Source organism: Mycobacterium sp. IDUB_9, assembly GCF_055419505.1.
Map to the genome: position 1 here is coordinate 244,724 of NZ_JBVAXU010000006.1, position 24,651 is coordinate 269,374.

Here is a 24,651-nt window from a genome sequence, read left to right on the forward strand (position 1 = left end):
CAGTAAAGGCACGCTAAATGGCCCGTTTCGAACCCCATCCCGACCGCCGACCGGCCATCGTGGCGGGCGCGTCGTCCGGCATCGGCGCCGCCACGGCCACCGAACTGGCCGCACACGGCTTCCCGGTCGCTCTCGGCGCGCGCCGCGTCGAGAAATGCCAGGAGTTGGTCGATCAGATCAAAGCCGACGGTGGCGAGGCGATTGCACTGCCTCTCGACGTCACCGACGTCGATTCGGTGAAGTCGTTCGTGCACGGCGCCACCGAGGCGCTCGGGGACATCGAGCTGCTGGTGGCCGGTGCCGGCGACACGTTCTTCGGCCAGCTACACGAGATCAGTACCGACGATTTCGAGAATCAGATCCAGATTCACCTCATCGGGGCCAACCGCCTTGCCACTGCGGTGCTTCCGGGCATGGTCGAACGTCGACGCGGCGACATCATCTTCGTCGGCTCGGACGTGTCCCTGCGGCCGCGGCCGTACATGGGCGGCTACGGCGCAGCCAAAGCCGGCCTGCTGGGCATGGCCAAGACCCTGCAGATGGAACTGGAAGGTACCGGTGTGCGCGCCTCCGTTGTCCATCCCGGACCTACCAAGACCGCTATGGGCTGGAGTGCGCCGATGGACAAGGTCGGCGAGATGCTCGAGGACTGGGCCAAGTGGGGCCAGGCCCGGCACGACTACTTCCTGCGCGCAGCCGATCTCGCGCGGGCCATCACCTTCGTCGCGGAAACCCCGCGCGGCGGCTTCATCGCCGAACTGGAGATTCAGCCCGAAGCTCCGCTCGCCGATGTCAAGGATCGCCAGAAGCTGAAAGTGGAAGGCTGAGAAGGATAATGACAAGCTCAGAACTCAAGGAAGTTCAGCGCGTTTCGGGTGGTGAAGGCGAGGAACACGGCCACCTCGAAGAATTCCGCACCGATCCGATCGGCCTGATGCAGCGCATCCGTGACGAGTGTGGGGATGTCGGCTGGTTCCAGCTCGCCGACAAGCAGGTGCTGCTGCTGAGCGGAGCAGAGGCCAACGAATTTTTCTTCCGCTCCAGCGACAGCGAGCTCAACCAGGCCGAGGCCTACCCGTTCATGACCCCGATCTTCGGTGAGGGTGTGGTGTTCGACGCCGACCCGGAGCGTCGGGCCGAGATGCTGCACAACACGGCGCTGCGCGGTGAGCAGATGAAGGGCCACGCGGCGACCATCGAGAACGAGGTCAAGAAGATCATCGCCGACTGGGGCGACGAGGGCGAGATCGAGCTGCTCGATTTCTTCTCCGAGTTGACGATCTACACCTCGACGGCCTGCCTGATCGGGCTGAAGTTCCGAGAGCAGCTCGACCGCCGGTTCGCCGAGTATTACCACCAGTTGGAGCGCGGCACCGACCCGCTGTGCTACGTCGATCCGTACCTGGACATCGAGAGCTTCCGCATCCGCGACGAGTCGCGAGTCAAACTCGTTGCGCTGGTGCAGGAGATCATGGACGGCCGGATCGCCAACCCGCCCAAGGGCAAAGAGGATCGCGATCTACTCGACGTACTGGTGTCGATCAAGGACAAGGAAGGCAATCACCGGTTCTCTGCCAACGAGGTCACCGGCATGTTCATCTCGCTGATGTTCGCCGGGCACCACACCAGCTCGGGTACCTCGTCGTGGACGCTCATCGAACTGCTGCGCAACCCCGACGTGTACGCACAGGTGCAGCAGGAGCTCGACGAGCTCTACGCCGACGGCCAGGAGGTGAGTTTCCATGCGCTGCGCCAGATCCCGAAGCTGGACAACTCGCTCAAGGAAACTCTCCGACTGCATCCGCCACTCATCATCCTGATGCGCGTCGCGCAGGACGAGTTCGAGGTGGCCGGCCGCCCGATCCACAAGGGCCAGATGGTGGCGGCCTCCCCGGCGATCTCCAACCGCATCCCGGAGGACTTCCCCGATCCGGACGCCTTCGATCCTGCCCGTTATGAGAAGCCGCGCCAGGAAGATCTGATCAACCGGTGGACCTGGATCCCGTTCGGGGCGGGCAAGCACCGCTGCGTGGGAGCCGCGTTCGCCCAGATGCAGATCAAGGCGATCTTCTCGGTCCTGTTGCGCGAGTACGAGTTCGAGATGTCGCAGCCGTCGGAGAGCTACCAGAACGACCACTCCAAGATGGTCGTGCAGCTGGCCCAGCCGGCCAAGGTCCGCTACCGCAGGCGTATCAAGGCCTGAAATGGGTTGCTACCGCGTTGAGGTCGACGAGGATCTGTGCCAGGGCCACGCGATGTGCGAGCTCGAAGCTCCGGACGTGTTCCGGGTGCCCAAGCGCGGCACCGTCGAAATCCTCGATCACGAACCACCCGACGAGCTCCGCGATGCCGTCGAGATGGCCGTCGAAATGTGTCCTACCCAAGCACTATCAATCAAAGAGAGAGCCGAACAATGACTTCATCCTCCAAAAGAGAAGCCCTCGAAGCATGGTCGGATCGCTGGCTGAAGGCCAATCAGGAGGCCGAGAAGGCCGGTGATTGGAAGCCGCTGGCCGACTTCTACACCGAGGATGCCACCTACGGCTGGAACATCGGGCCCAAGGAAGACGTGATGTGCGTCGGTATAGATCAAATACGCGAGATCGCCTTAGGCATGGAGATGGAAGGCCTGGAGAACTGGGTCTACGAGTACCAGCGCGTGCTGATCGACGAGAAGCAGAACGAGATCGTGGGCTTCTGGAAGCAGATCGCCAACAAGAGCGACGGCAGCACGAGCGAGATCTACGGCATCGGCGGTAGCTGGTTCCGGCTCAACGATCAGCTGCTCATCGAATGGCAGCGCGATTTCTTCGACTTCGGCCACGTCGCCAAGGGATATATGAATCTCATCGAGTCCGGCGACCTCACCCCCACCATGCAGAAGCGCATCGAGCGTTCGCTGGCCGGCGAGAAACTGCCCGGCTACTACCCGCTCGGCGAGGCCCCGGTCAAAATCTGGTAGTTCCTTGCCAAGCAGTTGCTTGGGGGTGGGTGTGACCCACGCAACTAATGGCTCTAGTCTGTGGTCAACGGCTCTAGTGGAAGGCACACGCGATGAAGACCAAAGGCGCTCTCATCTGGGAGTTCAACCAACCTTGGACGATCGAGGAGATCGAGATCGGCGACCCCGTCAAGGACGAGGTCAAGATTCAGATGGAAGCCTCGGGCATGTGCCATTCGGACCACCACCTGGTGACCGGTGACATCCCGATGGCGGGTTTCCCGGTGCTCGGCGGCCACGAAGGCGCGGGCATCGTGACCGAGGTCGGGCCCGGCGTCGACCACATCCAGCCCGGCGACCACGTCGTGCTGTCGTTCATCCCGTCCTGTGGTGAATGTCCGGCCTGCCAGGAGGGCCTGCGCAACCTGTGCGACCTCGGGGCGCTGCTGCTGAGCGGTACGGCGGTCTCCGACGGCACCAATCGCATCCACGCCGTCAAGAACGGCCAGCCGGTCATCCCGATGACGCTGCTCGGCACGTTCAGCCCGTACATGGTGGTGCACAAGAGCTCGGTCGTGAAGATCGATCCGTCCATCCCGTTCGAGGTGGCCTGCCTCGTGGGTTGCGGTGTCACCACCGGTTACGGCTCGGCCGTCCGCAGCGGTGACGTCCGTCCCGGTGACGACGTCGTCATCGTCGGCGTCGGCGGTGTCGGCACCGGTGCGCTGCAGGGCGCCCTGGCGGCCGGTGCGCGCAACGTCTTCGCCGTCGACCCGGTCGAGTTCAAGCGCGACAACGCGCTCAAGTTCGGTGCCACCCATGCCTACCCGGACATCTTCTCCGCGATGGCCGGTGTCGCCGAGGTCACCCAGGGCCGGATGGCCCACAAGACGATCGTCACCGTCGGTGAGCTCAAGGGCGAAGACATCGACCACTACATGAACATCACCGCCAAGGGCGGCACCGTGGTGGCCACCGCAGTGGCGAACATGGCCGAAAGCGACGTCAAGCTCAACCTGTCGATGCTGACGCTGCTGCAGAAGCGCCTGCAGGGCACCATCTTCGGTGGCGGCAACCCGCACCACGACATCCCGCAGCTGCTGAGCATGTACAAGGCCGGCCGGCTGAACCTCGATGACATGGTCACGCGGCAGTACAAGCTCGAGCAGATCAACGACGGCTACGCCGACATGCTCGAGGGACGCAACATTCGCGGCGTCATCCGTTACACCGACGCAGACCGCTAAACCCAATCTCGCGCGAAATGGCATTCCAGCAGGCAAAGGTCGAGTGACCACCTGCTGGAATGCCATTTCGGCATCTACGGAGGAATTTCGTGACCGAAACACAAACCGAGACACCCGTTGTCGTCGCCTCGCGGTCGTCGTGGAAATGCGTGCAATCCGGTGACCGCGAAGGTTGGCTGGCGCTCATGGCCGACGACGTCGTGGTGGAGGACCCGATCGGCGAGGCCGTCACCAACCCCGACGGCACCGGCGTGCGTGGCAAGGAAGCCCTCGGCGCTTTCTACGACGCCAACATCGGTCCCAACGAGTTGACCGTCACCTGCGAAGAGACATTTCCGTCCAGCTCACCGAACGAGATCGCCTACATTCTGGTGCTGCGCACCAAGTTTCCCAACGGATTCACCGCCACCGTGCGCGGCGTCTTCACCTACAAGGTGAACGGCGAAGGTCTGATCACCAACCTGCGCGGCTACTGGAACATGGACGCCATGGTGTTCGCGCAGGAGGACGAGAGCTGACCGGCGGAGCACTCGCCGGCCGCGGCGCGATCGTGGTCGGTGGTACCCGCGGCATCGGTCTGGCGGTCGCCGAACTGTTGGCCGCCCAGGGTGCGGGCGTCGTGGTCAACGGCCGCGATCTGGAGGCTGCCACCGCCGCGGCCGATTCCATTTCCGGTGTCGCCCATGCCGGTTCACCTGCCGACCCCAATGTGGCCGACGCGCTCGTCGAGACCTGTGTGGCCGAGTTCGGTCGCGTCGACATACTCGTCAACTGTGCCGGTACGGCCGAACCGGCGGGGTCCTCGATCTTGAATGTGACCAGCGGCGAGTTCCGGAACCTGCTCGACGCGCACCTGGGCACGGTGTTCGAAACCTGCCGCGCGACAGCGCCGAAGATGGTGGCTCAAGGCGCCGGCGCCATCGTCAACACCAGTTCGTTTGCGTTCCTGGGCGACTACGGCGGCAGCGGCTATCCGGCGGGTAAGGGCGCAGTCAACGCGCTGACCCTGGCGATTGCCGCCGAACTCAAGGAACACGGCGTGCGGGCCAACGTGGTGTGCCCGGGCGCCCGTACCCGGCTGTCCACCGGTTCGGACTACGAGCAGCACATCGCCGATCTCAACCGGCGCGGCCTGCTCGACGACGTCAGCATGCAGGGCGCGCTGGACGCCGCGCCGCCTGAATACGTGGCCCCGACATACGCCTACCTGGTCAGCGACGCCGCACGGGACGTGACGGGCCGCATCTTCATCGCCGCGGGTGGGTTCATCGGCGAATTCGCCCGACCTGCACCGGGTTTCATCGGATACCGCGACCACCACAGCACACCGCCGTGGACCGTCGACGAACTGCACGAGTCCATCTCCGGCACATAGCCCGGGCCGGCACAGCCGGGTTCAGGATGCCGCGAGCTCTCGTTTGGCGGCCTCGCGGGCGAGCATGCGGTCACGCTGCTCCTCGAACTTGACCACCTTCGTCTGAAGGTCTTCCAGGAACGCCGCCAACTGATCGCGACGCGCCTCACCTGCGGCACTGAAATCGTTACGTTCGAAGATCCGCCACTTGCGCAGGTTCGGCATGACCACCTCTTCGAGGTGCTGGCGCAGATCGTAGATCCCGTGCTTGGCCATCAGCACACCGTTGCGGCGGAAGTCCGGCATTCCCTGACCCGGCATCCGGAAGTTCTCGACGACACAGCCGACGGCGTCCAGGGCCTGATCGGGCGAGAGTTCCAGGGCGGCCTCACACACGTTCCGGTAGAAGATCATGTGCAGGTTCTCGTCCGCGGCGATGCGCTGCAGGAGCCGGTCGGCGATCGGATCGTTGCAGACCTTTCCCGTGTTGCGGTGGCTGACCCGGGTGGCCAACTCCTGGAAGGTCACGTACGTGACCGACATCAGGAATTCGGAGTTGTGCATGGCGCGCTCTTCGTCGGTCGAAGTGAAGCCGTTGGTGACATGCTCCATGCGGGCCTGCTCGAGCGCGACGAGATCGACGCCGCGGGTGACCACCAGGTAATCCCGGATTGCGATGCCGTGCCGGTTCTCCTCGGCGGTCCAGCGGTTCACCCAGGCTCCCCAGGGTCCGTCCTGGGAGAAACTCCCGGCGGCCTCGCGGTGATACGACGGCAGGTTGTCCTCGGTGAGCAGGTTGGTGATCATCGCCGCCCGGGCCACGTCGCTGAGCTGCGACTGCTCAAGATCCCAGTCCTGACCGCCCGAGGCGGCGAAGTTGCGGCCCGAGTCCCACGGGATGTAATCGTGCGGATACCAGTCCTTGGTCGTGGCCAGGTGCCGGTTGAGGTTTTCCTCGGCTATCTGCTCGAGTTCAGCCTGCAAAACGGTATCTGCGAGCTCCTTTTGCACGAGTCCCATGAATCCCCCAAAATCTATGTGCGTCCACATCGGACCAGCTAAAATTCCCCACCCCGTTCAGCAAAGATAAAGCACGATCGGCCAGAACGGCGATTCCGCGGGCAGCGCCAAACGCTTCGACGGCTCGGCTCGGGCGCTCACTATGCTTCTCACCATGGCGTCCGTCTTCACGAAGATCATCAACGGAGAACTGCCCGGGCGGTTCGTCTACCAGGACGATGACATCGTCGCGTTCCTGACCATCGCGCCGATGACACAGGGTCACACGCTGGTGGTTCCCCGGGCCGAGATCGACAACTGGCAGGACGTCGAGCCGGCGGTGTTCGGCCGGGTGATGGAAGTCTCACAGCTGATCGGCAAGGCCGTCTGCCAGGCGTTCGGTGCACAACGTGCCGGGGTGATCATCGCCGGTCTTGAGGTGCCGCACCTGCATGTGCACGTTTTCCCGGCCTACAACCTAGCCGACTTCGGCTTCGCCCACGTCGACAACAACCCGTCGGCCGAATCCCTCGATGCCGCACAGGCCAAGATCAAAGCCGCGCTGGCAGATCTGCAATCCTCGGCAAGCTGACGGTGAACCGGCAGCCCTGGCCCGGCGCGGTGGTGACCTTGACGGTGCCGCCGTGGGCCAGCACCAGGGAATGCACGATCGACAGGCCCAGCCCGGTACCGCCGCTCGCGCGGGTGCGTGAGGTGTCGGCGCGGTAGAAGCGCTCGAACACGCGTCGCGCATCGTCGGAACTCATGCCGGGACCTTCGTCGCACACCTCGATCACGGCGTCGCCGCCATCGGTGCCGACCCGCACCGTGATCCCGGCGCTTTCCGGGGTGTGCTGGACTGCGTTTGCGACCAGGTTGCTCAGTACCTGACGCAGCCGAGCCTCGTCACCCAACACTTCCGGGGTGCCCGGGCCGTCGAACACCTCCATGCGCACCCGGCGGTTCGGCGCGATCGACTGCGTGTCGTGCACGGCATCGGTGGCGAGGGTCAACAGGTCGACCCGATGCTGATCGAGTGGACGCTGCGCATCGAGCCGAGCCAGTAGCAGCAGGTCCTCGACCAGCAGGCCCATCCGCCGGGATTCGCTCTCGATGCGACCCATGATCATCTCGACATCGCGTGCGGCGCCCTGCCGGTACAACTCGGCGAAACCACGGATCGTCGTCAGCGGGGTCCGCAACTCGTGGCTGGCATCGGTGATGAACCGGCGCATCCGGTCCTCGGAGGTCCGCGCCTGCTCCGCCGAAGCGTCCGAAGCCGCCACCGCCCGCTGGATCTGCGCGAGCATGCCGTTGAGCGCCAAGGACAGCCGCCCCACCTCGGTCCGCGGATCACGTTCGGGGACACGACGATCCAGTTGTCCCGCCGCGATGGCGGCGGCCGTTTGTTCCACCTCGACCAGAGGACGCAGGCTGCGGTGCACGACGGCGTAGCCGACGACGCCGAGCACCACCAGCACGACCGTGCCGATGCCGACCTGCGACCAGATCAACGCACGTACCGACGACTGGACGTCGGACAGGTCGATCGCGACGGTGGTGCGCTCACCGTTCGGGCCCTGCACGGTCACGGCCCGCCACTGCACATCGGACGGTCCGACGGATTCGACCGTCACCGGCACGGGACCGACATCGTTGTCGTCGGGCAGTTCCGGTTCGGCCTCGCGGTCGTTGATGGCGATCCAGGTTCGGCCGTCCTGGTCGACGCCGCGGACGTAGAAGTTCGACGGCGGGCGTGCCGGGTTCGGCCCTTCCAGGGGCGTGGAAGGCAGTTGGCGCGGTTCCTGAGCCCAACTCCCCGCGGCGTCGAGCAGTGTCTGATCGATGCGGCTGACCTCGGTGTGCCGCATGATCGAGGTCACCGCGACACCGGACGCGAGCAATCCACACGCCACCAGAACCAGCGCGACCGCCACCAACCCGACCCGCAACGGCACACCATGCCGCTCTACCCGGTCAAACACCTCAAAAGTATGCCGCCGACGGGCTCACTCTCAGCGTGGCTCGCGCAAAACGTAACCCACGCCGCGCAGGGTGTGCAGCAGACGCTTGTCGCCCGTATCGATCTTGCGGCGGAGGTAGGAGACATAGGACTCGACGACGTTCACGTCACCGCCGAAGTCGTAGCGCCAGACATGGTCGAGGATCTTGGGCTTCGACAGCACCGTGCCCGCATTGATGATGAAGTAACGCAGCAGCGTGAACTCGGTGGGCGACAGCGAAACGGGCTCGCCGGCTTTCCAGACCTCGTGCGTGTCCTCGTCGAGTTCGATGTCGGCGAAGGACAGCTTGGCACTACGGGGTTCCTCGACACCCCGGCCGGACCGGCGCAGGATCACCCGCAGCCTGGCCACCACCTCTTCGAGGCTGAACGGCTTGGTGACGTAGTCATCTCCGCCCAGCGTGAGGCCGGCGATCTTGTCCTGCAGGCTGTCGCGCGCCGTCAGGAACAGCGCGGGCGCGTCGATGCCGTCGGCGCGCAGCCGGCGCAGCAGCCCGAAGCCGTCCATGCCGGGCATCATCACGTCCAGGATCACGGCGTCGGGCCGGACTTCCCTGGCTTTGTCCAAGGCGGCCGCGCCGTTGGACGCGGTGTAGACCTCGAAACCCTGGAACTTCAGGCTGACGGACAGCAGCTCCACGATGTTGGCCTCGTCGTCGACGACGAGGACCCGGGCCTCCGGGACGCTCTCAGGTAATGCAGGCATGGCCATCCCCTGATGTTGGTGGTGCCTGTTGAACTCAACCTGCATGCACGCTGTGCACTTACTGTGAGTTTAACTGTGATCGGGGTAACTACACTGACGCCCATGAACCTCGCCAAGACGCTGGTCCAGGTTGCTACTGCGCCCGTGCGGATCGGACTGGCCGTGGCCGACGCCGGTCTCGGTATCGCCAACGAGACCCTCAACGCCGTGCAACGCGGCATCGGCGACGCGAACCCCCTCAACGGCAGGTCATCGATGGCCTCGCTGTTCGGCATCGATGATGCGGTGGAGCGGGCCAACCGCTTGGCGCGGCTGCTGGACGACGACGCGCCCCTGGGCCGGGCACTGGCACCCGAGGGCCCGATCAACCGTTTGCTACGGCCGGGCGGGATCGTCGACCAGCTGACCGCCGAGGGTGGCCTGATGGACCGGCTGACCGCAGACAACGGTGCCGTGGCGCGGGCGGTGGCCCCCGGCGGTCTCGTGGATCAGGTCACCACGGAGGGTGGCCTGCTGGACCGGTTGACCACCGCCGATGGCGCCGTGTCCCGGGTGATTGCGCCGGGCGGGCTGGCCGATCAGCTGCTGGCGAATGACGGCCTGTTCGAGCGGGTGCTACGTGAGGACGGCGTCGCCGATCGCCTGCTGGCCGAGGGCGGCCTGCTGGATACCCTGACCGATCCCGACGGCCCCCTGCTCAAGCTCGCCGATGTGGCCGACACCCTCAACCGGCTGGCACCCGGGCTCGAAGCTCTCGCGCCCACGATCGACGCGTTGCACGAAGCGGTCATCACGCTGAGCCAGGTCGTCAACCCGCTGAGCAACATCGCCGACCGCATCCCGCTGCCGCGCCGTTCCTCCCGGCGAACCTCGCCGCGGCCGGTGGTCTCGCAGCGCATTGTCGACGCCGACGACTGACCCGTTAAGCTAGGGCGCGTTCCACCCGCCTCCTTAGCTCAGTGGTAGAGCGTTCGCCTTGTAAGCGGAATGTCATCGGTTCAATCCCGATAGGAGGCTCCACGACTGCCGATTGTTGTCGGTGTATGCCAGTAGCTTCCGCGTATGAGGCTCTGTCGCAACTGCAGTTCGCCACTCTCGAAACGCAGCCAGAAGGTCTACTGCAGTAACGCATGTCAGGGATCAGCCCGTCAGAAGGCCAACACCAAACGTTGGCTCGAAACCGGGGAGGCGTACATCACTTCTCTTCACAGCCACTACATCCGGCTTTACCTCGCCGACGCCCAGTCGGGCTGCTGCGCGATCTGCGGCGCGGCCAGTACGTGGCAGGACCTACCCCTGACCTTGGTGATGGACCACATCGACGGAAACCCCACGAATAATCGGCGGGAAAACCTGAGGCTGGTCTGTCCGAACTGCGACTCCCAGCTGCCGACGTACAAGAGCCGCAACCGTGGTAATGGCCGCTATTTCCGCCGGCAGCGCTACGCCAACGGGCAGTCGTTCTGAGGGCAGTCGCATCGAAGGCAGAGTCGTTGCGTGCGTTCAAGTCTCGTCGGCGATGTGCTCGTGACTCTCGTGCAGTGCCGGGCCCTCGGGATCCTCACCGCGACGGTCGAACTCGTCCTGAATCTCCTCTTGCCCCTCGGTCACCTTGCGAGCGTCTTTCGGTATCGGCCGGCCACCGTCACGTTGATCCATAGCCTGTTGAGTCACCCGCATCGATCGCGCCTAAACGCCTACACCCGGGTCGTGAGCTTTCGGAACGCCTGGTATTCGCTTTCCTTATAAGGTCGGCCGTCGGGTTGCAGTAGATCGCTGAACCACACGTTCGGCACCTTGGCGTAGGGCTTGTCCCACGAATCCCACGGGAAGTATGTCTGGGTCTTGCCTGCCACGAGGCCCCAGCTGTAGGCGCCGACGTTGTGCCGCTTGGCAACCGGAAGCACACCTTCGATGGTGCTGCCCTGGTCTCGGGCCAGGTACTCGGTGCACAGGATCGGCCTACCCAACGGAGCGAGTTCGGCGATGCGAGCCTCGAATTCGGCAGGGCCGGCGTACGAATGGAAGGAGATGACGTCGGAGTTGTCGAGTTGGAAGTTGTCCATGTCGCTGCGGCTTCCGCGGTCCCAGCTGCCCTGCCACACCCCACTGGTCAACGGCTGCACGGCGTTGACCGAACGCGCCCAGGCGAAAACCTGAGGCAGCAGTCCGCCGACCGCGTCGATCTTGTCCTTGCGTTCGACCTTGCGATATTGCTTAGCGGGGTTGTCCGGCTCGTTCCACAGGTCCCAGCCCAGGACGCGGTTGTCATTGCGGAACTGGCTCATCACCCCGACCACGTAGTCACGCAGCACGGACCGGTAGCGCGGATCGTCGATGCGTTGTGCGCCGGGGCTCTGCACCCAGCCCGAGTTGTGCACCCCTGGCGTCGGCGCCCGTTGCGCACCGACCTGGGGGTGCGGATCCCAGCACGAGTCGAAGAACACGAACAACGGTTTGATGCCTTGACGCGCCGCGATCCCGACGAATTGGGCCAGCCTGCTTTGGAATCCGGCGCGGTCCTGCGCCCACAGCAGATCGTGCAGGAAAACCCGCACGGTGTTGAAACCGAGGAGGCGGCACGCTCCCAGTTCACTGTCGACGCGCCGCGCATCGTAGGTGCCGGGGGCAAACATCTCGATCTGATTGATCGCGTTCGAGGTAATGAAGTTGGTGCCGACCAACCAGCCCTGCGCCTGATACCACGCGTTGGCTCTCTCGACCGGCCACTGGCCTGGTGCGGCGGTCGCGCGCGGGATCAGAGGAAGAGGGGCCAATGCCTGAGGAAGAGCGGCCGCTGCTGCCAGTACCAGCGGGATCTTGAGGGCCGTTCGACGGTGCACTCAGTGAACATAGTGGCACCCAGCAAATATCCCGGGGTCACGTATCACATTGCAACCATTGAGGTTTCAGATTGTTATCAAGTCTGAAGCCGGCCAACCGTGAAATCCGCGGCCTGGCCCGGCATGCCGTTCAACACGTACGCGGTGTGGGCGAAGTTGGGTACGCCCGCGGGTGTGCCGTCGCAGATGGTGTCACCCGGCTCGCACAGTTCGATGGTCTTGTCCTTGTAACGCGGTCCGATCACCATCGCCGGTGCGCCGATGTCCCGCATGAACTCATCGGACGGCGTGCCCAACAGCACCACCGAGGCCACATGGTCGGCAACCTCGAGCGGCATGGGGTCGGGGATGAACTGCTTGTACTCGGTCGGGATTCCGTCCGGCACGGCGGCCGAGGTGACGAAACCCGCCACTACGGCGCCCTGGGAGTATCCGCCGAGCACCACCTTGGTCTTGGGGCAGTCCTTCGTAGTGGCCTTGATGTGGTTGGCCGCATCGCGGATGCCGTCGACGACCGTCCTGGCGAATTCGATTCGGTCGCCGAAGTTCCCGCTGGCCTGGTAGTTCACCGGGTAAACCTCAACGGAACGTTCACCGGCCCGCCCCCGTAACGCGTCGACGAACGATTGTCCCGGCCCACCGACGCCGGGCGGCTCGTAGGTGCCGCGGGCGAACACCACCTCGACGTCGGGGCACGGCGGCTGCGCCGACGCGGTGGGCATGGGGGCAATTGGTACGGCGCAAGCGGTAACCAGCATCGCACCTTGGATCAATTTGAGGACGTTCATTTGTCGACTCCACGCCTACCGGATCGTGACGAACGCTTTCGGTTACCCATGCTGACACATTGCAAACATCGACAACAGGGTCGGAGTAGAGGGACGAGAGTTATCCCAGCGGTACGTCCAGGTATGGCCGCGGGTCGGCTGCACCCGGACCGTCGAAATGCCACCACTCCCCCGGGTACACGGTCAGCCCGCCGGCTTTCATGGCCTCGCGCAGCCTCGCCCGGTTGGACTGGGCCGCGGGACTCACCCCGTCGGTGGCGTACGCCAGGCTGCGCGGCGTGAAGTCATCGAACCCGGTTCCCATGTCAGCCCCGGCGATCGTCACATCGACCGAGCGGCCGGCCTCGTGGCTGCGGGCGTAGGCGCTCGGCCGAGCCACCCAATTGGGGTTGGACACCACCTCGAACATCCTGACCTGAACCTCATGTGGCCGATAGCAGTCCCAGAAGGTCAGCCTGTCGGGCCGGAGGGCGGCCGCCGCGGCCACCAGCCCGGACGCCATCGACTCGTGCACCAGGCAGGGAGCGCCGGCCGGATAGAGCTGCTGACCGACGAAGTTGTCCGTGGTCGCGTACCGCAGGTCGATCACCGCGTCGGGCACCACGGAGCGCACGTCGACCAACCCGGCCTCGGCCGCCGGCCTGGCTGACGCCACCGGAGCCCCGGCCAGCGGGACCACACAGCCGGCGGCTGCCAGTACCAGGGACAGCAGTCGACAGACGGCGACGGAAATGACACTCTCTTCTTCAGGCATGTTGCTTTCCGATGTACGATAATCACACTCTTGAATTGGCCTCGAAGCCCCGACGGCCACTGAGTTATGCGCATAAGTAACCCGACGGATTGGAGCGATCCTATGGCGTCAGCCACACCCGAGACCGTCGCAACTCGTTATGCCGGCCGACGGGTCGAACGGGTGGAGGACACCCGGCTACTCACCGGGCGCGGTACGTACGTCGACGACATCACGCGACCCGGCATGCTGCACGCCTGCTTCGTCCGCAGCCCCTATGCACACGCGAAGTTCACCGAAATCGATGCCGCCGCAGCCCTGGCGCTGCACGGCGTGCACGCCGTGCTGACCGCCGCCGACCTCAACCCTGACGTCAAAGAGGCCTGGCACGCCGTCGCAGGCAAAGACATTCCGGATACTCCGCGCCCGCCGCTGGCCGAGGGCGAGGTGAAGTTCGTCGGCGATCCGGTGGCGCTCGTCATCGCCGAGAGCCGCTACATCGCCGAAGACGCCGTGGATCTGGTCGACGTCGACTACGAGCCGCTGCCCGCGATCGCCGACTTCCGCGGGGCCCTGACCTCCGATGTATCGGTCCACGAGGCCTACCCGGACAACAACGCCGGCGGCATGGCCGGCATGCCGCCAGATGAGGAAGTCTTCGGGGCCGCCGCACATGTTGTTAAAGAGCACATTTATCAGCAGATGCACGTGCCGGTACCGATCGAGTGCCGCGGCATGGTCACCGAATGGACGCAGTCGACGGGTGAGCTGACCATCTGGGCGTCCACCCAGACCCCGCACGAACTCCGCGCGTTCGCTGCCCGCCTGCTCGGTATCCCGGCCCAGCACGTGCGGGTCATCATGCGCGACACCGGCGGCGGGTTCGGCCAGAAGGTGGTCCCGATGCGCGAGGACATGTGCATCATGCTGGCCGCCCGCAAGATTGCCACTGCGACGTCGAACGCCCGATCAGGCACCGCGCTGAAGTGGATCGAGGACCGCCGCGAGAACCTGATGTCGGCCGGTCAGTCCCGCCATGTCGACGGCGACGTACGGATGGCCTTTGACGACGACGGCAACATCCTGGCCGCCGACATCGACTTCGTCCAGGACGTCGGCTCCTACCCCACCCCCTACCCGGTGCTGACCACCGCTGCCATCGGCATGTTCTTTCCCGGCCCGTACCGGGTGCCCAAGGCCAGCTTCAACTACAAGACGGTGTTCTCCAACACCGCGGGCCTGCACGCCTACCGCGGGCCGTGGCAGTACGAAACCCTCACCCGCGAAATACTTCTCGACATCGCCGCCCGCAAGATGGGCCTGGATCCGGTGGACTTGCGGCGCAAGAACCTGCTCCGCCGCGACGAGATGCCCTATTTCAACCCCAATGGCATGCCGTATGACCACGTCGCCCCGATCGAGACCTTCGAGCAGGCGGTGAAGATCCTCGACCACGAGGGCTTCCGTAAGGAACAGGCCGAGGCACTGGCCCAGGGCCGCTACCTCGGGCTGGGATTCTCGGCCTACATCGAGCCGACCGGCGCGGCCACCGGGCACCTGGCCAGCGAGGGCTGCACCATCCGGATGGAGCCGACCGGCAAGATCAACGTCTACGTGAATGGCGGATCCACCGGAAACAGCTTGGAAACCACCGTCATCCAGCTCACTGCCGACGCGCTGGGTGCCGATATCGAGGATGTCGCCACCATCCAGGGTGATACCGCGGTGACGCCCTACGGCGCCGGAACCCAGGGCAGCCGCAGCGCCCCGATGACGGCCGGCGCGGTCAACGAGGCCGGCACGATCCTGCGCAACCAACTGGTCGCGATGGCCGCCGCCAGGCTGGAGGTCGAGGAATCCGAGATCGAACTCGGCGGGTCGAAGGCGGTTGCACGCAACGATCCCGAAAAGAGTGTGAGCTTCGCCGATCTGGCCTACCGGGCGCACTACGAGCCGCAGATGCTGCCGCCGGGTATGTCGGCGAATCTGGAGGCCACCGCGCGCTACACCGCGCCGCCGACCGCCCCGATCCACTGGGCCAACGCGACCCACGCCTGCACCTGCGAGGTCGACGTGGTGACCGGTCACGTGACCCTCACCCGCTACATCGTCAGCGAGGACGTCGGTCCGATGATCAACCCCAACGTGGTCGAAGGCCAGATCGCCGGCGGCACCGTCCAAGGTATCGGCGGGGCCCTGCTGGAGAAGCTGTCTTACGACGACGCCGGAAACCCGCTGTCCTCAACGTTTGTCGACTATCTGCTGCCCACCGCCACCGAGGTTCCGGTGATCGAATACGGACACGTCGAGATCCCCGGTCCCGGCGTCGGCGGCTACAAGGGTGCGGGCGAGGGCGGCGCCATCGGTTCCACACCCGCGGTGATCAACGCCGTCAACGACGCCCTGGCCCCACTCGGTGTCACCCTGACCACACTGCCCGCCACCCCGGCAGCCATCGTCGAGGCCATCGAGCAGGCGCAGGAACCCCCGTTGCAGAAGCCATTAGGAAGGGATCACTGATCGTGGAGCTCAACAACGAATTCCGGGTCGCGGTACCGGCGGCGAAAACTTGGGAAGTGCTCACCGACGTCGAACGCGTCGCTCCGTGTCTGCCAGGGGCCACCCTGCTGAGTGTGGACGGCGACGACTTCACCGGTGCGGTCAAGGTCAAGGTCGGCCCGATCACGGTGTCCTACCAAGGAAATGCGACGTTCCAGGAGAAGGACGCCGCGGCGCAGCGCGTTGTTCTCAAGGCCAACGGCAAGGAGACCCGCGGCAACGGCACCGCCTCGGCCATCGTGACGGCCCAGCTGAAGGACGAAGGCGATGCCACGTTGGTCGTCGTCACCACAGATCTGGCCATCTCCGGCAAGGCCGCCCAGTTCGGCCGCGGCGTGCTGGCGGACGTGTCCGGCAGCCTGATCGACCAGTTCGCCCGCAGCCTGGAGGCGGAGTTGCTCGGCGCGGCATCACCGGCCGGTCAAAGCGGCTCGGCCGCTCAGGCAGCCCAAAGCGGCTCGGCCGCTGCGCAACAGGCAGCCCAAGAAGCCGCCCCGATCAACGCGTTGGCCTTGGCCAAGGTGATGGCGGTGCCGATGGCCAAACGCTTCGCGCCGGCCATCGGAGCCGTCGCCGCCGCGGGCCTGCTCGGGTTCCTGGCCGGCCGGGCCGGGCGCAACAGGCGTAAGAGCACCGGTCTGACGTCCGAGGATCTGCACGCCGCACTGCTCCGGTTGGTGGCATGAAGCCCGCCCCGTTCGCCTATCACCGGCCCGCTACGGTCACCGAGGCGGTCGCCATGCTCGGTGAGTTCGGCGAGGACGCCAAGATTCTGGCCGGCGGTCAGAGCCTGGTACCGATGCTGGCCATGCGCCTGACGCACTTCGAGAACCTGATCGACATCTCGCGAGTGGCCGAACTCAACGACATCGCCTTGCAGGGCAACGAGATCCGGATCGGTGCGGCGACCCCGCACGCGATGGTGGGCCTGGACGACGAGATCGCCGAGTCCGTCCCGCTGCTGACCATGGCCACGCCGCACATCGGCCACTTCCAGATCCGCAGCCGCGGCACCCTGGGAGGTGCGATCGCACATGCCGATCCGGCCGCCGAGTACGCGGCTGTCGCCCTCGCGCTCGACGCGACCGTCGAGGCCACCTCGTCACGCGGCACCCGCCAGATCCCCGCCACGGAGTTCTTCACCGGCCTGTGGGAAACGTCGCTGGCCGCCGACGAGATCCTGACCGCCGTGCGCTTCCCGGTGGCATCAGGACGCAGCGGATTCGGGATTGCCGAATTTGCCCGTCGCCACGGTGATTTCGCGATTGCCGGCGCCGTGGTCGGTTTCGAGCTCGACGAGGACGACCGGATCACCCACTGCGGCATCGGCCTGCTCGGGCTCGGCTCCACGCCACTGCGCGCCACCGGAGCCGAGTCTGCGGTGCTCGGCACCCCGATCGGCGGCGTCACCGCCGATGAGATCGGCCGCCTGGCAATGTCCGAACTCACCGACATCCCTTCCGACCTGCAGGGCTCGGCGTCCTACCGGGCGCGGGTCGGCGCCGCCATGGTGTCCAGAGCCTGGACCCAGGCAATCACGCACGCCACCGAGGAGGCTCTCAATGCATGAACTGCCGCTTGCGGTTTCGGTCAACGGGCGTGACTACCAGGATGTCGTGGAGCCACGCGTGACCCTGGCCGATTTCCTGCGGGACAACTGCGGCCTCACCGGCACCCACCTCGGCTGCGAGCACGGAGCGTGCGGTGCCTGCACAGTCCTGTTGGACGGCCAGGCAGTCCGGTCATGCCTGGTGTTCGCCGTTCAGGTGGACGGCCAGGAGGTGACGACGGTCGAGGGCATCGCCGGCCCGGACGGGGAGCTGTCGCCGGTACAGTCCGCCCTCAAGGAATGCCACGGCCTGCAGTGCGGCTTCTGTACGCCGGGATTCGTCACCTCGATCACCGCGTTGCTGCGCGACAATCCGAACCCCACCGACGGGGAGATCCGCGAGGGGCTCTCGGGGAACTTCTGCAGGTGCACCGGCTACCAGGGCATCGTCAACGCCGTGCACCGGGCCTGCGACCACGATGAGAACAGTGCCGACCTCAAGCCTCTAGCTCAGCAATGACTTTCGCGATGCGGCGGGAACGGGTATCAGCAGCTTTGGCTCCTTGAACCGCCGTGACGTGGGCTTTTTGTTTGCTGTAGGACAGGCGCTCCCACTTGGCGGCGGCCTCCGCTGATCCCGCCAGGGCGGCCCGCAGGTCATCGGGCACTTCCACGGTGCGCGGCTCGACGTCAACCGTCAGGTCCACGTCGATGGCATCACCACCGCTGATACCGGACTCGTTGCGCCGCTCGGCGCTGAACGGAATCAGGAACTTGCCGCCCATCGGCGCGATGGTCGAGCGGTACCGGTAGCCGTTAACGTCGACGACGACTGCTGGGCGTTTTCCTGCCCCCAGGGCGTCCACCACATGAACAGGCACCTCGATGCCGGTGTTGTTACCCATCTGGAGCATTTCCGTCGAGAACTTCATGATCCCTCCCGCTGCCCAACGTAGCCGGTACAAGTGGAGGGATGAAGATCGGTTTCATCGGACTGGGCAACATGGGCGCGGCCATGGCCGCCAACCTGATCAAGGCCGGACACGAGGTCACGGCATACAACAGATCACCCGGCAAGGTGACCGCGCTGACCACCCTGGGCGCGCACCCGGCAACCGAGGTGGCCGACGCGTGCCGTGGCGACGCGGTGGTCACGATGCTGGCCGACGACACCGCGGTGGAGGCAGTGACGTTCGGGGACAACGGCATCCTTGCGGAGCTGGCCCCCGGCGCCGTGCACGTATCGTCATCGACCATCAGCGTCGCCCTCGCCCAGCGGCTCACCGATGAACACGGTGGAGCCGGCCAGGGTTTCGTCGCCGCCCCGGTGTTCGGCAGGCCCGAGGCCGCTGCGGCAGCCAAGTTGTTCGTCGTGGCGGCCGGCGCCCCGGCAACTGTCGAGACGGTGTCGCCGATTTTTGATGCGATCGGGCAGCGCACATTCGTCCTCGGCCAAGACCCACACGCCGCGAACCTCGTCAAGATCAGCGGCAACTTCCTGATCGCCTCGGTGATCGAATCCCTCGGTGAGGCAATGGCTCTGGTGGGCAAGGCCGGCGTGGACAAACAGCAGTACCTGGAGTTGTTGACCTCGACGCTGTTCGACGCGCCGGTGTACCACACCTACGGCGGGTTGCTGGCCCGTGAGGAGTTCAGGCCGGCGGGTTTCGCCGCCCCACTCGGTCTCAAGGACGTCAAACTGGCGCTCAGTGCCGGTGAGGAACTGCAGGTGCCACTGCCCGTCGCCAGCCTGCTGCGCGACCGTTTCCTCACGCTGCTGGCCACCGGCGGCGGCGAACTCGACTGGTCGGCGGTCGGTGCGCTCAGCGCCTGGGAGGCCGGAGCCGCCGGACCGGCCTAGAAACGCGACAACGCTGAAGATTGCGGTCAGCTGGTGACTGCAATCTTCAGCGCAAGGTCAAACGCGAAACTACTCGGCGACGACTCCGCGCAGACCGTCGGCGCCGTACAGCGGTTCCAGCATTCCCGAGATGTCGGGGCCGCGGCGCAGAGCGTGACCGCCGTCGACCCCGATGGCCTGGCCGGTGATCCACCCGGCGGCGTCGCTGAGCAGGAACACCGCCAGGTTGGCGATGTCCTCGACCTCACCGAACCGCGGCATCGGTGTGCAGGCCTCGTAGTCGTCGCGAGCTGCGGGGAGTTCGAAGACCGGGCCGACCATCTCGGTGCGGGTCAAGCCTGGCCGGATGCTGTTGAACCGCACCGAGGACGGCCCCAGCTCGTCGGCGGCCAGTTTGAGCAGATGGTCGAACGCCGCCTTGCTCACGCCGTACGCACCGAACCACCGGTGGGTGTTGCTCGACGCGATCGAGGAGATGCCGACGAACGAGCCGCCGCCACCGCGGACCATCTCCCGGCCCGCGTGCTTGATCAGGTACATCGTGCCGTTGACGTTCAGATCGACCGTCTGGCGCCACAGTTCGGAGTCGATCTGGGTGATCGGACCGATGGTCAGCGATCCGCCGGCACTGTGCACCACACCGTGCAGCTGGCCATGCCAGGCAGCGGCGGCGTCGACGGCTCGGCGGACCTCGTCCTCGTTGGTAACGTCGGCAGGCTCGTAACGCACCGATCCGGGTCCCTGCGCACCGAGATCGTCAGCAGCCGCGCTCAGCTTGTCGGCATTGCGCCCCATCAACATTGCGTTACCGCCGGCGGCGACGATCGCAGCCGCGGCACCCTTTCCGATGCCGCTACCGCCACCGGTGACCAAATAGGTGCGATCCTTCAACGACAGTTCCATTTGCGTCATCCTTATGGTGTATCTCGTCGGGCCGGTTTCGGGGCACCCAGCGTCCGCCAGTCGGGAACATCGGGCGGCATACCCACCGGCCAACGGTTCTCATTGACCGACGCCCAATGCGCGTGCCCGAGTTCGTGGATGTGGAATGCATGGCGCAGCGCTTCGGTGAAGCCCATGGCGTCGCTGGCCGCGTTGACAGAATCCTTGACCAACAAGGCCGCCATCGTCGGCCGCTCGGCGATGCGCCTTGCGAATTCCAGTGTCTTGTCTTCGAGTTCGTCGCGCGCGAACACCTTGGACACCATGCCCAACCGGTACGCCTCATCGGCGTCGATCGAATCACCGGTCAGCAGCAGCTCTTTGGCCTTGCGTGCGCCGAACTCCCACGGGTGCGCGTAGTACTCGACTCCCGGCATCCCCATCCGCACTCCGACGACATCGCTGAACTTCGCGTCATCGGCGGCCACGATCAGGTCGCAGGCCCAGATCAGCATCAGGGCCGCCGAGATCGCGTTGCCCTGCACCTGCGCGATGGTGATCTTGCGCAGATCCCGCCAACGCCGGGTGTTCTCGAAGTAGAAGTGCCACTCCTGCAAGTAGGTCCGCTCGGTGACGCCGGCGGCGGTGGCACCGTGGGAACGGAACGTCGGGTGCTGGCTCGGGCCCGGCGCACGTTCGGCCAGGGCCTCTTCGGAACCGAGGTCATGGCCGGCCGAGAAGTTCTTGCCACGCGCGGCCAGGATCACCACGCGGACGGCATCATCGGCCTCGGCCCGGCCGAACGCCTCGTCGAGTTGCACCAACAGGGTCCGCGACTGGGCGTTCTGCGCACCCGGACGGTTCAGCCAAATCCTGGCGATGCGGCCGTCATCGAGTGTCTCGTATTCGACCTGACGTACTGCGTCATCGGGACCGGCCATATCGGACCACCTCTTAGTCAGGGTAAGTAAGTTACGGACTGCACATTACGTGTATCACGTAACCCGGCTCACACCGGGATCACAGCTATCACGCAGCAGCCTCACAGCACGCTGCTCGACACCGCCGCACCGGAATCCTTTTCACAGCGATTTACCCTTGTAGAGCGTAAAATACGAAAGGCAACAAGACTTCACGGACAACCGTGATCGGACCACCGCGGCCGGGTATTCAGCAAACCTTTTCAGGCCTTGAAGAGAAAGCACGACAATGGCTATCCACCCGTCCGGCATCCGTCGCTTCGCCGTCGCGGCCGGCATTGCCGCAGCCATCGCTGCGGCCCCGGCCCTCACGGTGCTGTCGGCGCCCACTCAGTCACTGGCCTCGTGCCCCAACGGGGAAACAGAGGACACCTTCACGAACGTGTGCGTCCCCGACATCGTGCCGAACTCGCCGGGCAATTTCAGCAGTGTCGCAGGCAACCCCAACCTGCCCGCCGTGAACGCACCCGGTGGCGGCGGCTCCATCCCCTGCACCGGCGCGAACTCCGGCGAGTGCATCGGCCTGGCCGAGGAACAGCAGTCCGAAGGGCCGCAACCGGTGCCCGAATCGACCGTCGGCAGCAGCCCGACGGTCCACGGTTCCATCGGCTGACTCAGCGCGACCGCAGTCACCGCACAGTAAACCCTCAGCAGTCCTAGACTGCGGAGGTGAAATCGGTCGTTGTACCCGCCGCACTCTCCGGCGTCGGCTGCGCGCTGTTCCTCCTGCTCGGCGCGCCGGCCGCCCAGGCAACCTGCACCTCCGGTGAGGAAGAGGACGTCTACACCACCACCTGCACGCCGTTCCTCGTGCCGAATTCGCCCTCCCCGTTCAGCGGTATCCCCGGCAATCCAGACCTGCCGGCGGTAGATCTGCCCGGCGGAGGCGGCGCCATCCCGTGCACCGGCCACAATGCCGGCGAGTGCATCGGCCTGGCCGAGGAAGACGAGTCCGAAGGACCGCGACCCATTCCGCGGTCCACCATCAGCGCCAGCCCCTAGCCCCCGACGGTTCCCAGCCACCTCATAGAACCAATGCAGAAGCTTCTCAGCTTCCTTAGAATCCCTGCAACGAAACAATCGAATAACTAGAGAAAGCGTGACGAGACGATGGCGACCTTCCCGATCTCGATGCAACGACTGATCTTTGCCGGCGGATTTGCAGTCGCTGCGGCCGCCGCCCCGGCGATCGCCGCGTTCTCCGTACCCGCGTCTTCCGGCCCGGCGATCGCCTGCCCGACGGGCGAAGAAGAAGACCTCTACACGAACATGTGTGTCCCGCACACCGTGCCGAACTCGCCGGGCAATTTCAGCAGCATCCCAGGCAACCCCAACCTGCCCGCCGTGAACGCACCCGGTGGCGGCGGCTCCATCCCCTGCACCGGCGCGAACTCCGGCGAGTGCATCGGCCTGGCCGAGGAACAGCAGTCCGAGGGGCCGCAACCGGTGCCCGAATCGACCGTCGGCAGCAGCCCGACGGTCCACGGTTCCATCGGCTGACAGCGTGCGGCGACCGGGGCTCTCCCGGTCGCCTACAGTTGTGTCATGCCTGCGAAAACTGATACCGCCGACATCGACGACGTCGAACCGCTCGCCGACAGCACCGCCCGCCAGGCGCGCCGTGTCGTGGCGACCTATGCCACCGACGCCGACGAGTGCCGCATGTTCCTCTCGATGCTCGGCATTGGACCGTCGAAAACCGAGGCCTGAGTGAGTCCGGATGACGGCCGGCAGGCCGTCTCCGGGCACTCTGACTTCGTCGTGGTGGCCAATCGCCTACCCATCGACATGGAGCGGCTACCGGACGGAAGCACCACCTTCAAGCGCAGCCCCGGCGGCCTGGTCACCGCGCTGGAGCCACTGCTGCGCAAACGGCGCGGCGCCTGGATCGGCTGGCCCGGCATTCCCGACAGCGACGAAGAGCCGATCCTCGACGACGACCTGCAGCTTTTTCCGGTCCGGTTGTCCGCAGAGGACGTGGCCAACTATTACGAGGGCTTCTCGAACGCCACACTCTGGCCGCTGTACCACGACCTCATCGTCAAGCCCGTGTACCACCGGAAATGGTGGGACAGCTACGTCGAGGTGAACCGGCGTTTCGCCGAGGCCACGGCCCGGGCCGCCGCACCCGGTGCCACCGTGTGGATACAGGACTATCAACTGCAGCTCGTCCCCAAGATGCTGCGCATGTTGCGTCCCGACGTGACCATCGGCTTCTTCCTGCACATCCCCTTCCCGCCGGTCGAACTGTTCATCCAGATGCCGTGGCGTACCGAGATCATCGAGGGGCTGCTCGGCGCCGACCTGGTCGGGTTCCACCTTCCCGGTGGCGCCCAAAACTTCCTGGTGCTGGCCCGGCGGTTGGTCGGGGCCAACACCACCCGCGCCTCGGTGGGCGTGCGGTCACGCTTCGGCGAAGTGTCCTACGGGTTCCGCACGGTCAAGGTCGGGGCCTTCCCCATCTCGATCGATTCGGCCGATCTGGACGCCAAGGCGCGTAACCGCAGCATCCGGCAGCGGGCCCGACAGATCCGCGCCGAACTCGGGAATCCGCGAAAGATCCTGCTCGGCGTCGACCGCCTGGACTACACCAAGGGCATCGACGTCCGTCTGCGTGCCTTCACCGAACTGCTCGAAGAGGACCGGATCAAGCGCGACGACACCGTGCTGGTCCAGCTGGCCACACCGAGCCGCGAACGGGTCGAGAGTTACATCGCGATGCGCGAGGACATCGAGCGCCAGGTCGGTCACATCAATGGTGAGTACGGCGAGGTCGGGCATCCATTGGTGCACTACCTACACCGGCCGGTGCCGCGTGACGAGCTCATCGCATTCTTCGTCGCCGCCGACGTCATGCTGGTCACCCCGCTCCGCGACGGGATGAACCTGGTCGCCAAGGAGTACGTAGCCTGCCGCAGCGACCTCGGTGGAGCCCTGGTGCTGTCGGAGTTCACCGGCGCGGCCGCCGAGCTGCGACAGGCCTATCTGACCAACCCGCACGATCTCGAGGGCGTCAAGGATGCGGTCGAGGCGGCGCTGAGCCAGAGCCCCGAGGAAGGCAAGAGGCGGATGCGCGCATTGCGTCGCCAAGTGCTGGCCCATGATGTGGACCGGTGGGCCCGCGCGTTTCTGGCCGCGCTCGGAAGCGCGAATTCAGCCTGAGCGCTGGGTCCGCGCGTTTCTGAG

29 protein-coding genes and 1 tRNA gene are annotated in these 24,651 nt (G+C 65.5%); 21 read left to right on the forward strand and 9 right to left on the reverse strand.

Features of this window, described 5'->3' with window-relative positions; genetic code table 11:
• The first annotated feature begins 17 nt into the window (after window positions 1-17).
• From ACZY08_RS24225 to ACZY08_RS24255, 7 genes are all read left to right on the forward strand, one after another.
• Entirely contained in the window at window positions 18-827 is an 810-nt protein-coding gene (locus ACZY08_RS24225; protein WP_463747003.1) for an SDR family oxidoreductase, read from the forward strand.
• An 8-nt stretch (window positions 828-835) separates the two neighbouring features.
• Complete coding sequence (locus tag ACZY08_RS24230; protein WP_463747002.1) at window positions 836-2,203, forward strand: cytochrome P450; 1,368 nt, start codon at window positions 836-838, stop codon at window positions 2,201-2,203.
• A 1-nt stretch (window position 2,204) separates the two neighbouring features.
• On the forward strand, window positions 2,205-2,417 hold the full coding sequence (locus tag ACZY08_RS24235; protein ID WP_463747001.1) for a ferredoxin: 213 nt from the start codon (window positions 2,205-2,207) through the stop codon (window positions 2,415-2,417).
• Window positions 2,414-2,962, forward strand: coding sequence for a nuclear transport factor 2-like protein (locus ACZY08_RS24240; protein WP_463747000.1), 549 nt, complete (start codon window positions 2,414-2,416; stop codon window positions 2,960-2,962). Before ACZY08_RS24235 ends, ACZY08_RS24240 begins: the two co-directional genes overlap by 4 nt.
• A 92-nt stretch (window positions 2,963-3,054) precedes the next feature.
• Window positions 3,055-4,188, forward strand: coding sequence for an NDMA-dependent alcohol dehydrogenase (locus ACZY08_RS24245; protein WP_463746999.1), 1,134 nt, complete (start codon window positions 3,055-3,057; stop codon window positions 4,186-4,188).
• 89 nt (window positions 4,189-4,277) lie between these two features.
• Window positions 4,278-4,706 carry a nuclear transport factor 2 family protein gene (locus tag ACZY08_RS24250; RefSeq protein ID WP_463781856.1) on the forward strand — a complete coding sequence of 143 codons (429 nt, stop codon included), beginning with the start codon at window positions 4,278-4,280 and terminating at the stop codon, window positions 4,704-4,706.
• Between the two features lie 29 nt (window positions 4,707-4,735).
• Entirely contained in the window at window positions 4,736-5,563 is an 828-nt protein-coding gene (locus tag ACZY08_RS24255) for an SDR family NAD(P)-dependent oxidoreductase (RefSeq protein WP_463747229.1), read from the forward strand.
• A 21-nt stretch (window positions 5,564-5,584) separates the two neighbouring features.
• Here the strand turns inward: ACZY08_RS24255 and ACZY08_RS24260 are convergent, their stop codons facing one another.
• Entirely contained in the window at window positions 5,585-6,562 is a 978-nt protein-coding gene (locus ACZY08_RS24260) for an acyl-ACP desaturase (RefSeq protein ID WP_463746997.1), read from the reverse strand.
• Window positions 6,563-6,716: 154 nt separating this feature from the next.
• Here ACZY08_RS24260 and ACZY08_RS24265 point away from each other — a divergent pair, with 154 nt between their 5' ends.
• The gene (locus ACZY08_RS24265) at window positions 6,717-7,133 is read left to right on the forward strand and encodes an HIT family protein (RefSeq protein ID WP_463746996.1); all 417 of its coding nucleotides are present in this window, start codon (window positions 6,717-6,719) and stop codon (window positions 7,131-7,133) included.
• Here the strand turns inward: ACZY08_RS24265 and ACZY08_RS24270 are convergent.
• Window positions 7,093-8,526: a sensor histidine kinase gene (locus tag ACZY08_RS24270; RefSeq protein ID WP_463746995.1), complete on the reverse strand. Its 1,434-nt coding sequence runs from the start codon at window positions 8,524-8,526 to the stop codon at window positions 7,093-7,095. The two genes, ACZY08_RS24265 and ACZY08_RS24270, sit on opposite strands and share 41 nt — an antisense overlap.
• A 30-nt stretch (window positions 8,527-8,556) precedes the next feature.
• Complete coding sequence (locus tag ACZY08_RS24275) at window positions 8,557-9,276, reverse strand: response regulator transcription factor (protein ID WP_064884923.1); 720 nt, start codon at window positions 9,274-9,276, stop codon at window positions 8,557-8,559.
• Window positions 9,277-9,372: 96 nt separating this feature from the next.
• Here ACZY08_RS24275 and ACZY08_RS24280 point away from each other — a divergent pair, with 96 nt between their 5' ends.
• The 3 genes from ACZY08_RS24280 (at window position 9,373) to ACZY08_RS24290 (ending at window position 10,737) form a co-directional block, all read left to right on the forward strand.
• Complete coding sequence (locus ACZY08_RS24280) at window positions 9,373-10,188, forward strand: hypothetical protein (protein WP_463746994.1); 816 nt, start codon at window positions 9,373-9,375, stop codon at window positions 10,186-10,188.
• A gap of 27 nt (window positions 10,189-10,215) precedes the next feature.
• Window positions 10,216-10,290 (forward strand) — tRNA-Thr (locus tag ACZY08_RS24285).
• Window positions 10,291-10,332: 42 nt separating this feature from the next.
• Window positions 10,333-10,737 (forward strand): HNH endonuclease, encoded by a 405-nt coding sequence (locus ACZY08_RS24290; RefSeq protein WP_463746993.1) that lies wholly within the window; start codon window positions 10,333-10,335, stop codon window positions 10,735-10,737.
• Between the two features lie 230 nt (window positions 10,738-10,967).
• Here ACZY08_RS24290 and ACZY08_RS24295 read toward each other — a convergent pair whose 3' ends face one another.
• From ACZY08_RS24295 to ACZY08_RS24305, 3 genes are all read right to left on the reverse strand, one after another.
• Window positions 10,968-12,113, reverse strand: a complete 1,146-nt coding sequence (locus ACZY08_RS24295; protein ID WP_463746992.1) for a glycoside hydrolase 5 family protein — start codon at window positions 12,111-12,113, stop codon at window positions 10,968-10,970.
• A gap of 77 nt (window positions 12,114-12,190) precedes the next feature.
• The gene (locus ACZY08_RS24300; RefSeq protein WP_463746991.1) at window positions 12,191-12,901 is read right to left on the reverse strand and encodes a cutinase family protein; all 711 of its coding nucleotides are present in this window, start codon (window positions 12,899-12,901) and stop codon (window positions 12,191-12,193) included.
• Window positions 12,902-13,001: 100 nt separating this feature from the next.
• Window positions 13,002-13,655 carry a M15 family metallopeptidase gene (locus ACZY08_RS24305; RefSeq protein ID WP_463746990.1) on the reverse strand — a complete coding sequence of 218 codons (654 nt, stop codon included), beginning with the start codon at window positions 13,653-13,655 and terminating at the stop codon, window positions 13,002-13,004.
• Between the two features lie 102 nt (window positions 13,656-13,757).
• Between ACZY08_RS24305 and ACZY08_RS24310 the strand changes: the two genes are divergently transcribed.
• From ACZY08_RS24310 to ACZY08_RS24325, 4 genes are read left to right on the forward strand one after another with little or no spacing between them, the layout of a single operon-like run.
• A complete protein-coding gene (locus tag ACZY08_RS24310) occupies window positions 13,758-16,154 on the forward strand; it encodes a xanthine dehydrogenase family protein molybdopterin-binding subunit (protein WP_463746989.1) in 2,397 nt (798 codons plus the stop codon).
• Window positions 16,155-16,156: 2 nt separating this feature from the next.
• Complete coding sequence (locus tag ACZY08_RS24315) at window positions 16,157-16,879, forward strand: SRPBCC family protein (RefSeq protein ID WP_463746988.1); 723 nt, start codon at window positions 16,157-16,159, stop codon at window positions 16,877-16,879.
• Window positions 16,876-17,763: an FAD binding domain-containing protein gene (locus ACZY08_RS24320; protein WP_463746987.1), complete on the forward strand. Its 888-nt coding sequence runs from the start codon at window positions 16,876-16,878 to the stop codon at window positions 17,761-17,763. The genes ACZY08_RS24315 and ACZY08_RS24320 overlap by 4 nt, the downstream gene beginning before the upstream one ends.
• Window positions 17,756-18,262, forward strand: coding sequence for a (2Fe-2S)-binding protein (locus ACZY08_RS24325; RefSeq protein ID WP_463746986.1), 507 nt, complete (start codon window positions 17,756-17,758; stop codon window positions 18,260-18,262). Before ACZY08_RS24320 ends, ACZY08_RS24325 begins: the two co-directional genes overlap by 8 nt.
• Here the strand turns inward: ACZY08_RS24325 and ACZY08_RS24330 are convergent.
• Window positions 18,240-18,674, reverse strand: coding sequence for a YdeI/OmpD-associated family protein (locus ACZY08_RS24330; RefSeq protein ID WP_463746985.1), 435 nt, complete (start codon window positions 18,672-18,674; stop codon window positions 18,240-18,242). The genes ACZY08_RS24325 and ACZY08_RS24330 overlap by 23 nt on opposite strands.
• A gap of 41 nt (window positions 18,675-18,715) precedes the next feature.
• On the opposite strand from ACZY08_RS24330, the gene ACZY08_RS24335 reads away from it, so the two are divergent.
• Entirely contained in the window at window positions 18,716-19,603 is an 888-nt protein-coding gene (locus tag ACZY08_RS24335) for an NAD(P)-dependent oxidoreductase (protein WP_463746984.1), read from the forward strand.
• Between the two features lie 69 nt (window positions 19,604-19,672).
• Here ACZY08_RS24335 and ACZY08_RS24340 read toward each other — a convergent pair whose 3' ends face one another.
• Together ACZY08_RS24340 and ACZY08_RS24345 are read right to left on the reverse strand one after the other, a co-directional pair.
• Window positions 19,673-20,506, reverse strand: coding sequence for an SDR family oxidoreductase (locus ACZY08_RS24340; RefSeq protein WP_463746983.1), 834 nt, complete (start codon window positions 20,504-20,506; stop codon window positions 19,673-19,675).
• Between the two features lie 11 nt (window positions 20,507-20,517).
• A complete protein-coding gene (locus tag ACZY08_RS24345; protein ID WP_463746982.1) occupies window positions 20,518-21,426 on the reverse strand; it encodes an enoyl-CoA hydratase in 909 nt (302 codons plus the stop codon).
• Between the two features lie 268 nt (window positions 21,427-21,694).
• On the opposite strand from ACZY08_RS24345, the gene ACZY08_RS24350 reads away from it, so the two are divergent.
• From ACZY08_RS24350 to ACZY08_RS24370, 5 genes are all read left to right on the forward strand, one after another.
• Complete coding sequence (locus ACZY08_RS24350; RefSeq protein WP_463746981.1) at window positions 21,695-22,078, forward strand: intersectin-EH binding protein Ibp1; 384 nt, start codon at window positions 21,695-21,697, stop codon at window positions 22,076-22,078.
• Between the two features lie 56 nt (window positions 22,079-22,134).
• Window positions 22,135-22,467, forward strand: a complete 333-nt coding sequence (locus ACZY08_RS24355; RefSeq protein ID WP_463746980.1) for a hypothetical protein — start codon at window positions 22,135-22,137, stop codon at window positions 22,465-22,467.
• A 108-nt stretch (window positions 22,468-22,575) separates the two neighbouring features.
• Window positions 22,576-22,965 carry an intersectin-EH binding protein Ibp1 gene (locus tag ACZY08_RS24360; RefSeq protein ID WP_463746979.1) on the forward strand — a complete coding sequence of 130 codons (390 nt, stop codon included), beginning with the start codon at window positions 22,576-22,578 and terminating at the stop codon, window positions 22,963-22,965.
• 45 nt (window positions 22,966-23,010) lie between these two features.
• Window positions 23,011-23,175: a hypothetical protein gene (locus tag ACZY08_RS24365; RefSeq protein ID WP_454792276.1), complete on the forward strand. Its 165-nt coding sequence runs from the start codon at window positions 23,011-23,013 to the stop codon at window positions 23,173-23,175.
• Window positions 23,176-24,627: an alpha,alpha-trehalose-phosphate synthase (UDP-forming) gene (locus ACZY08_RS24370; protein WP_463746978.1), complete on the forward strand. Its 1,452-nt coding sequence runs from the start codon at window positions 23,176-23,178 to the stop codon at window positions 24,625-24,627.
• The last annotated feature ends 24 nt before the right edge of the window (window positions 24,628-24,651 follow it).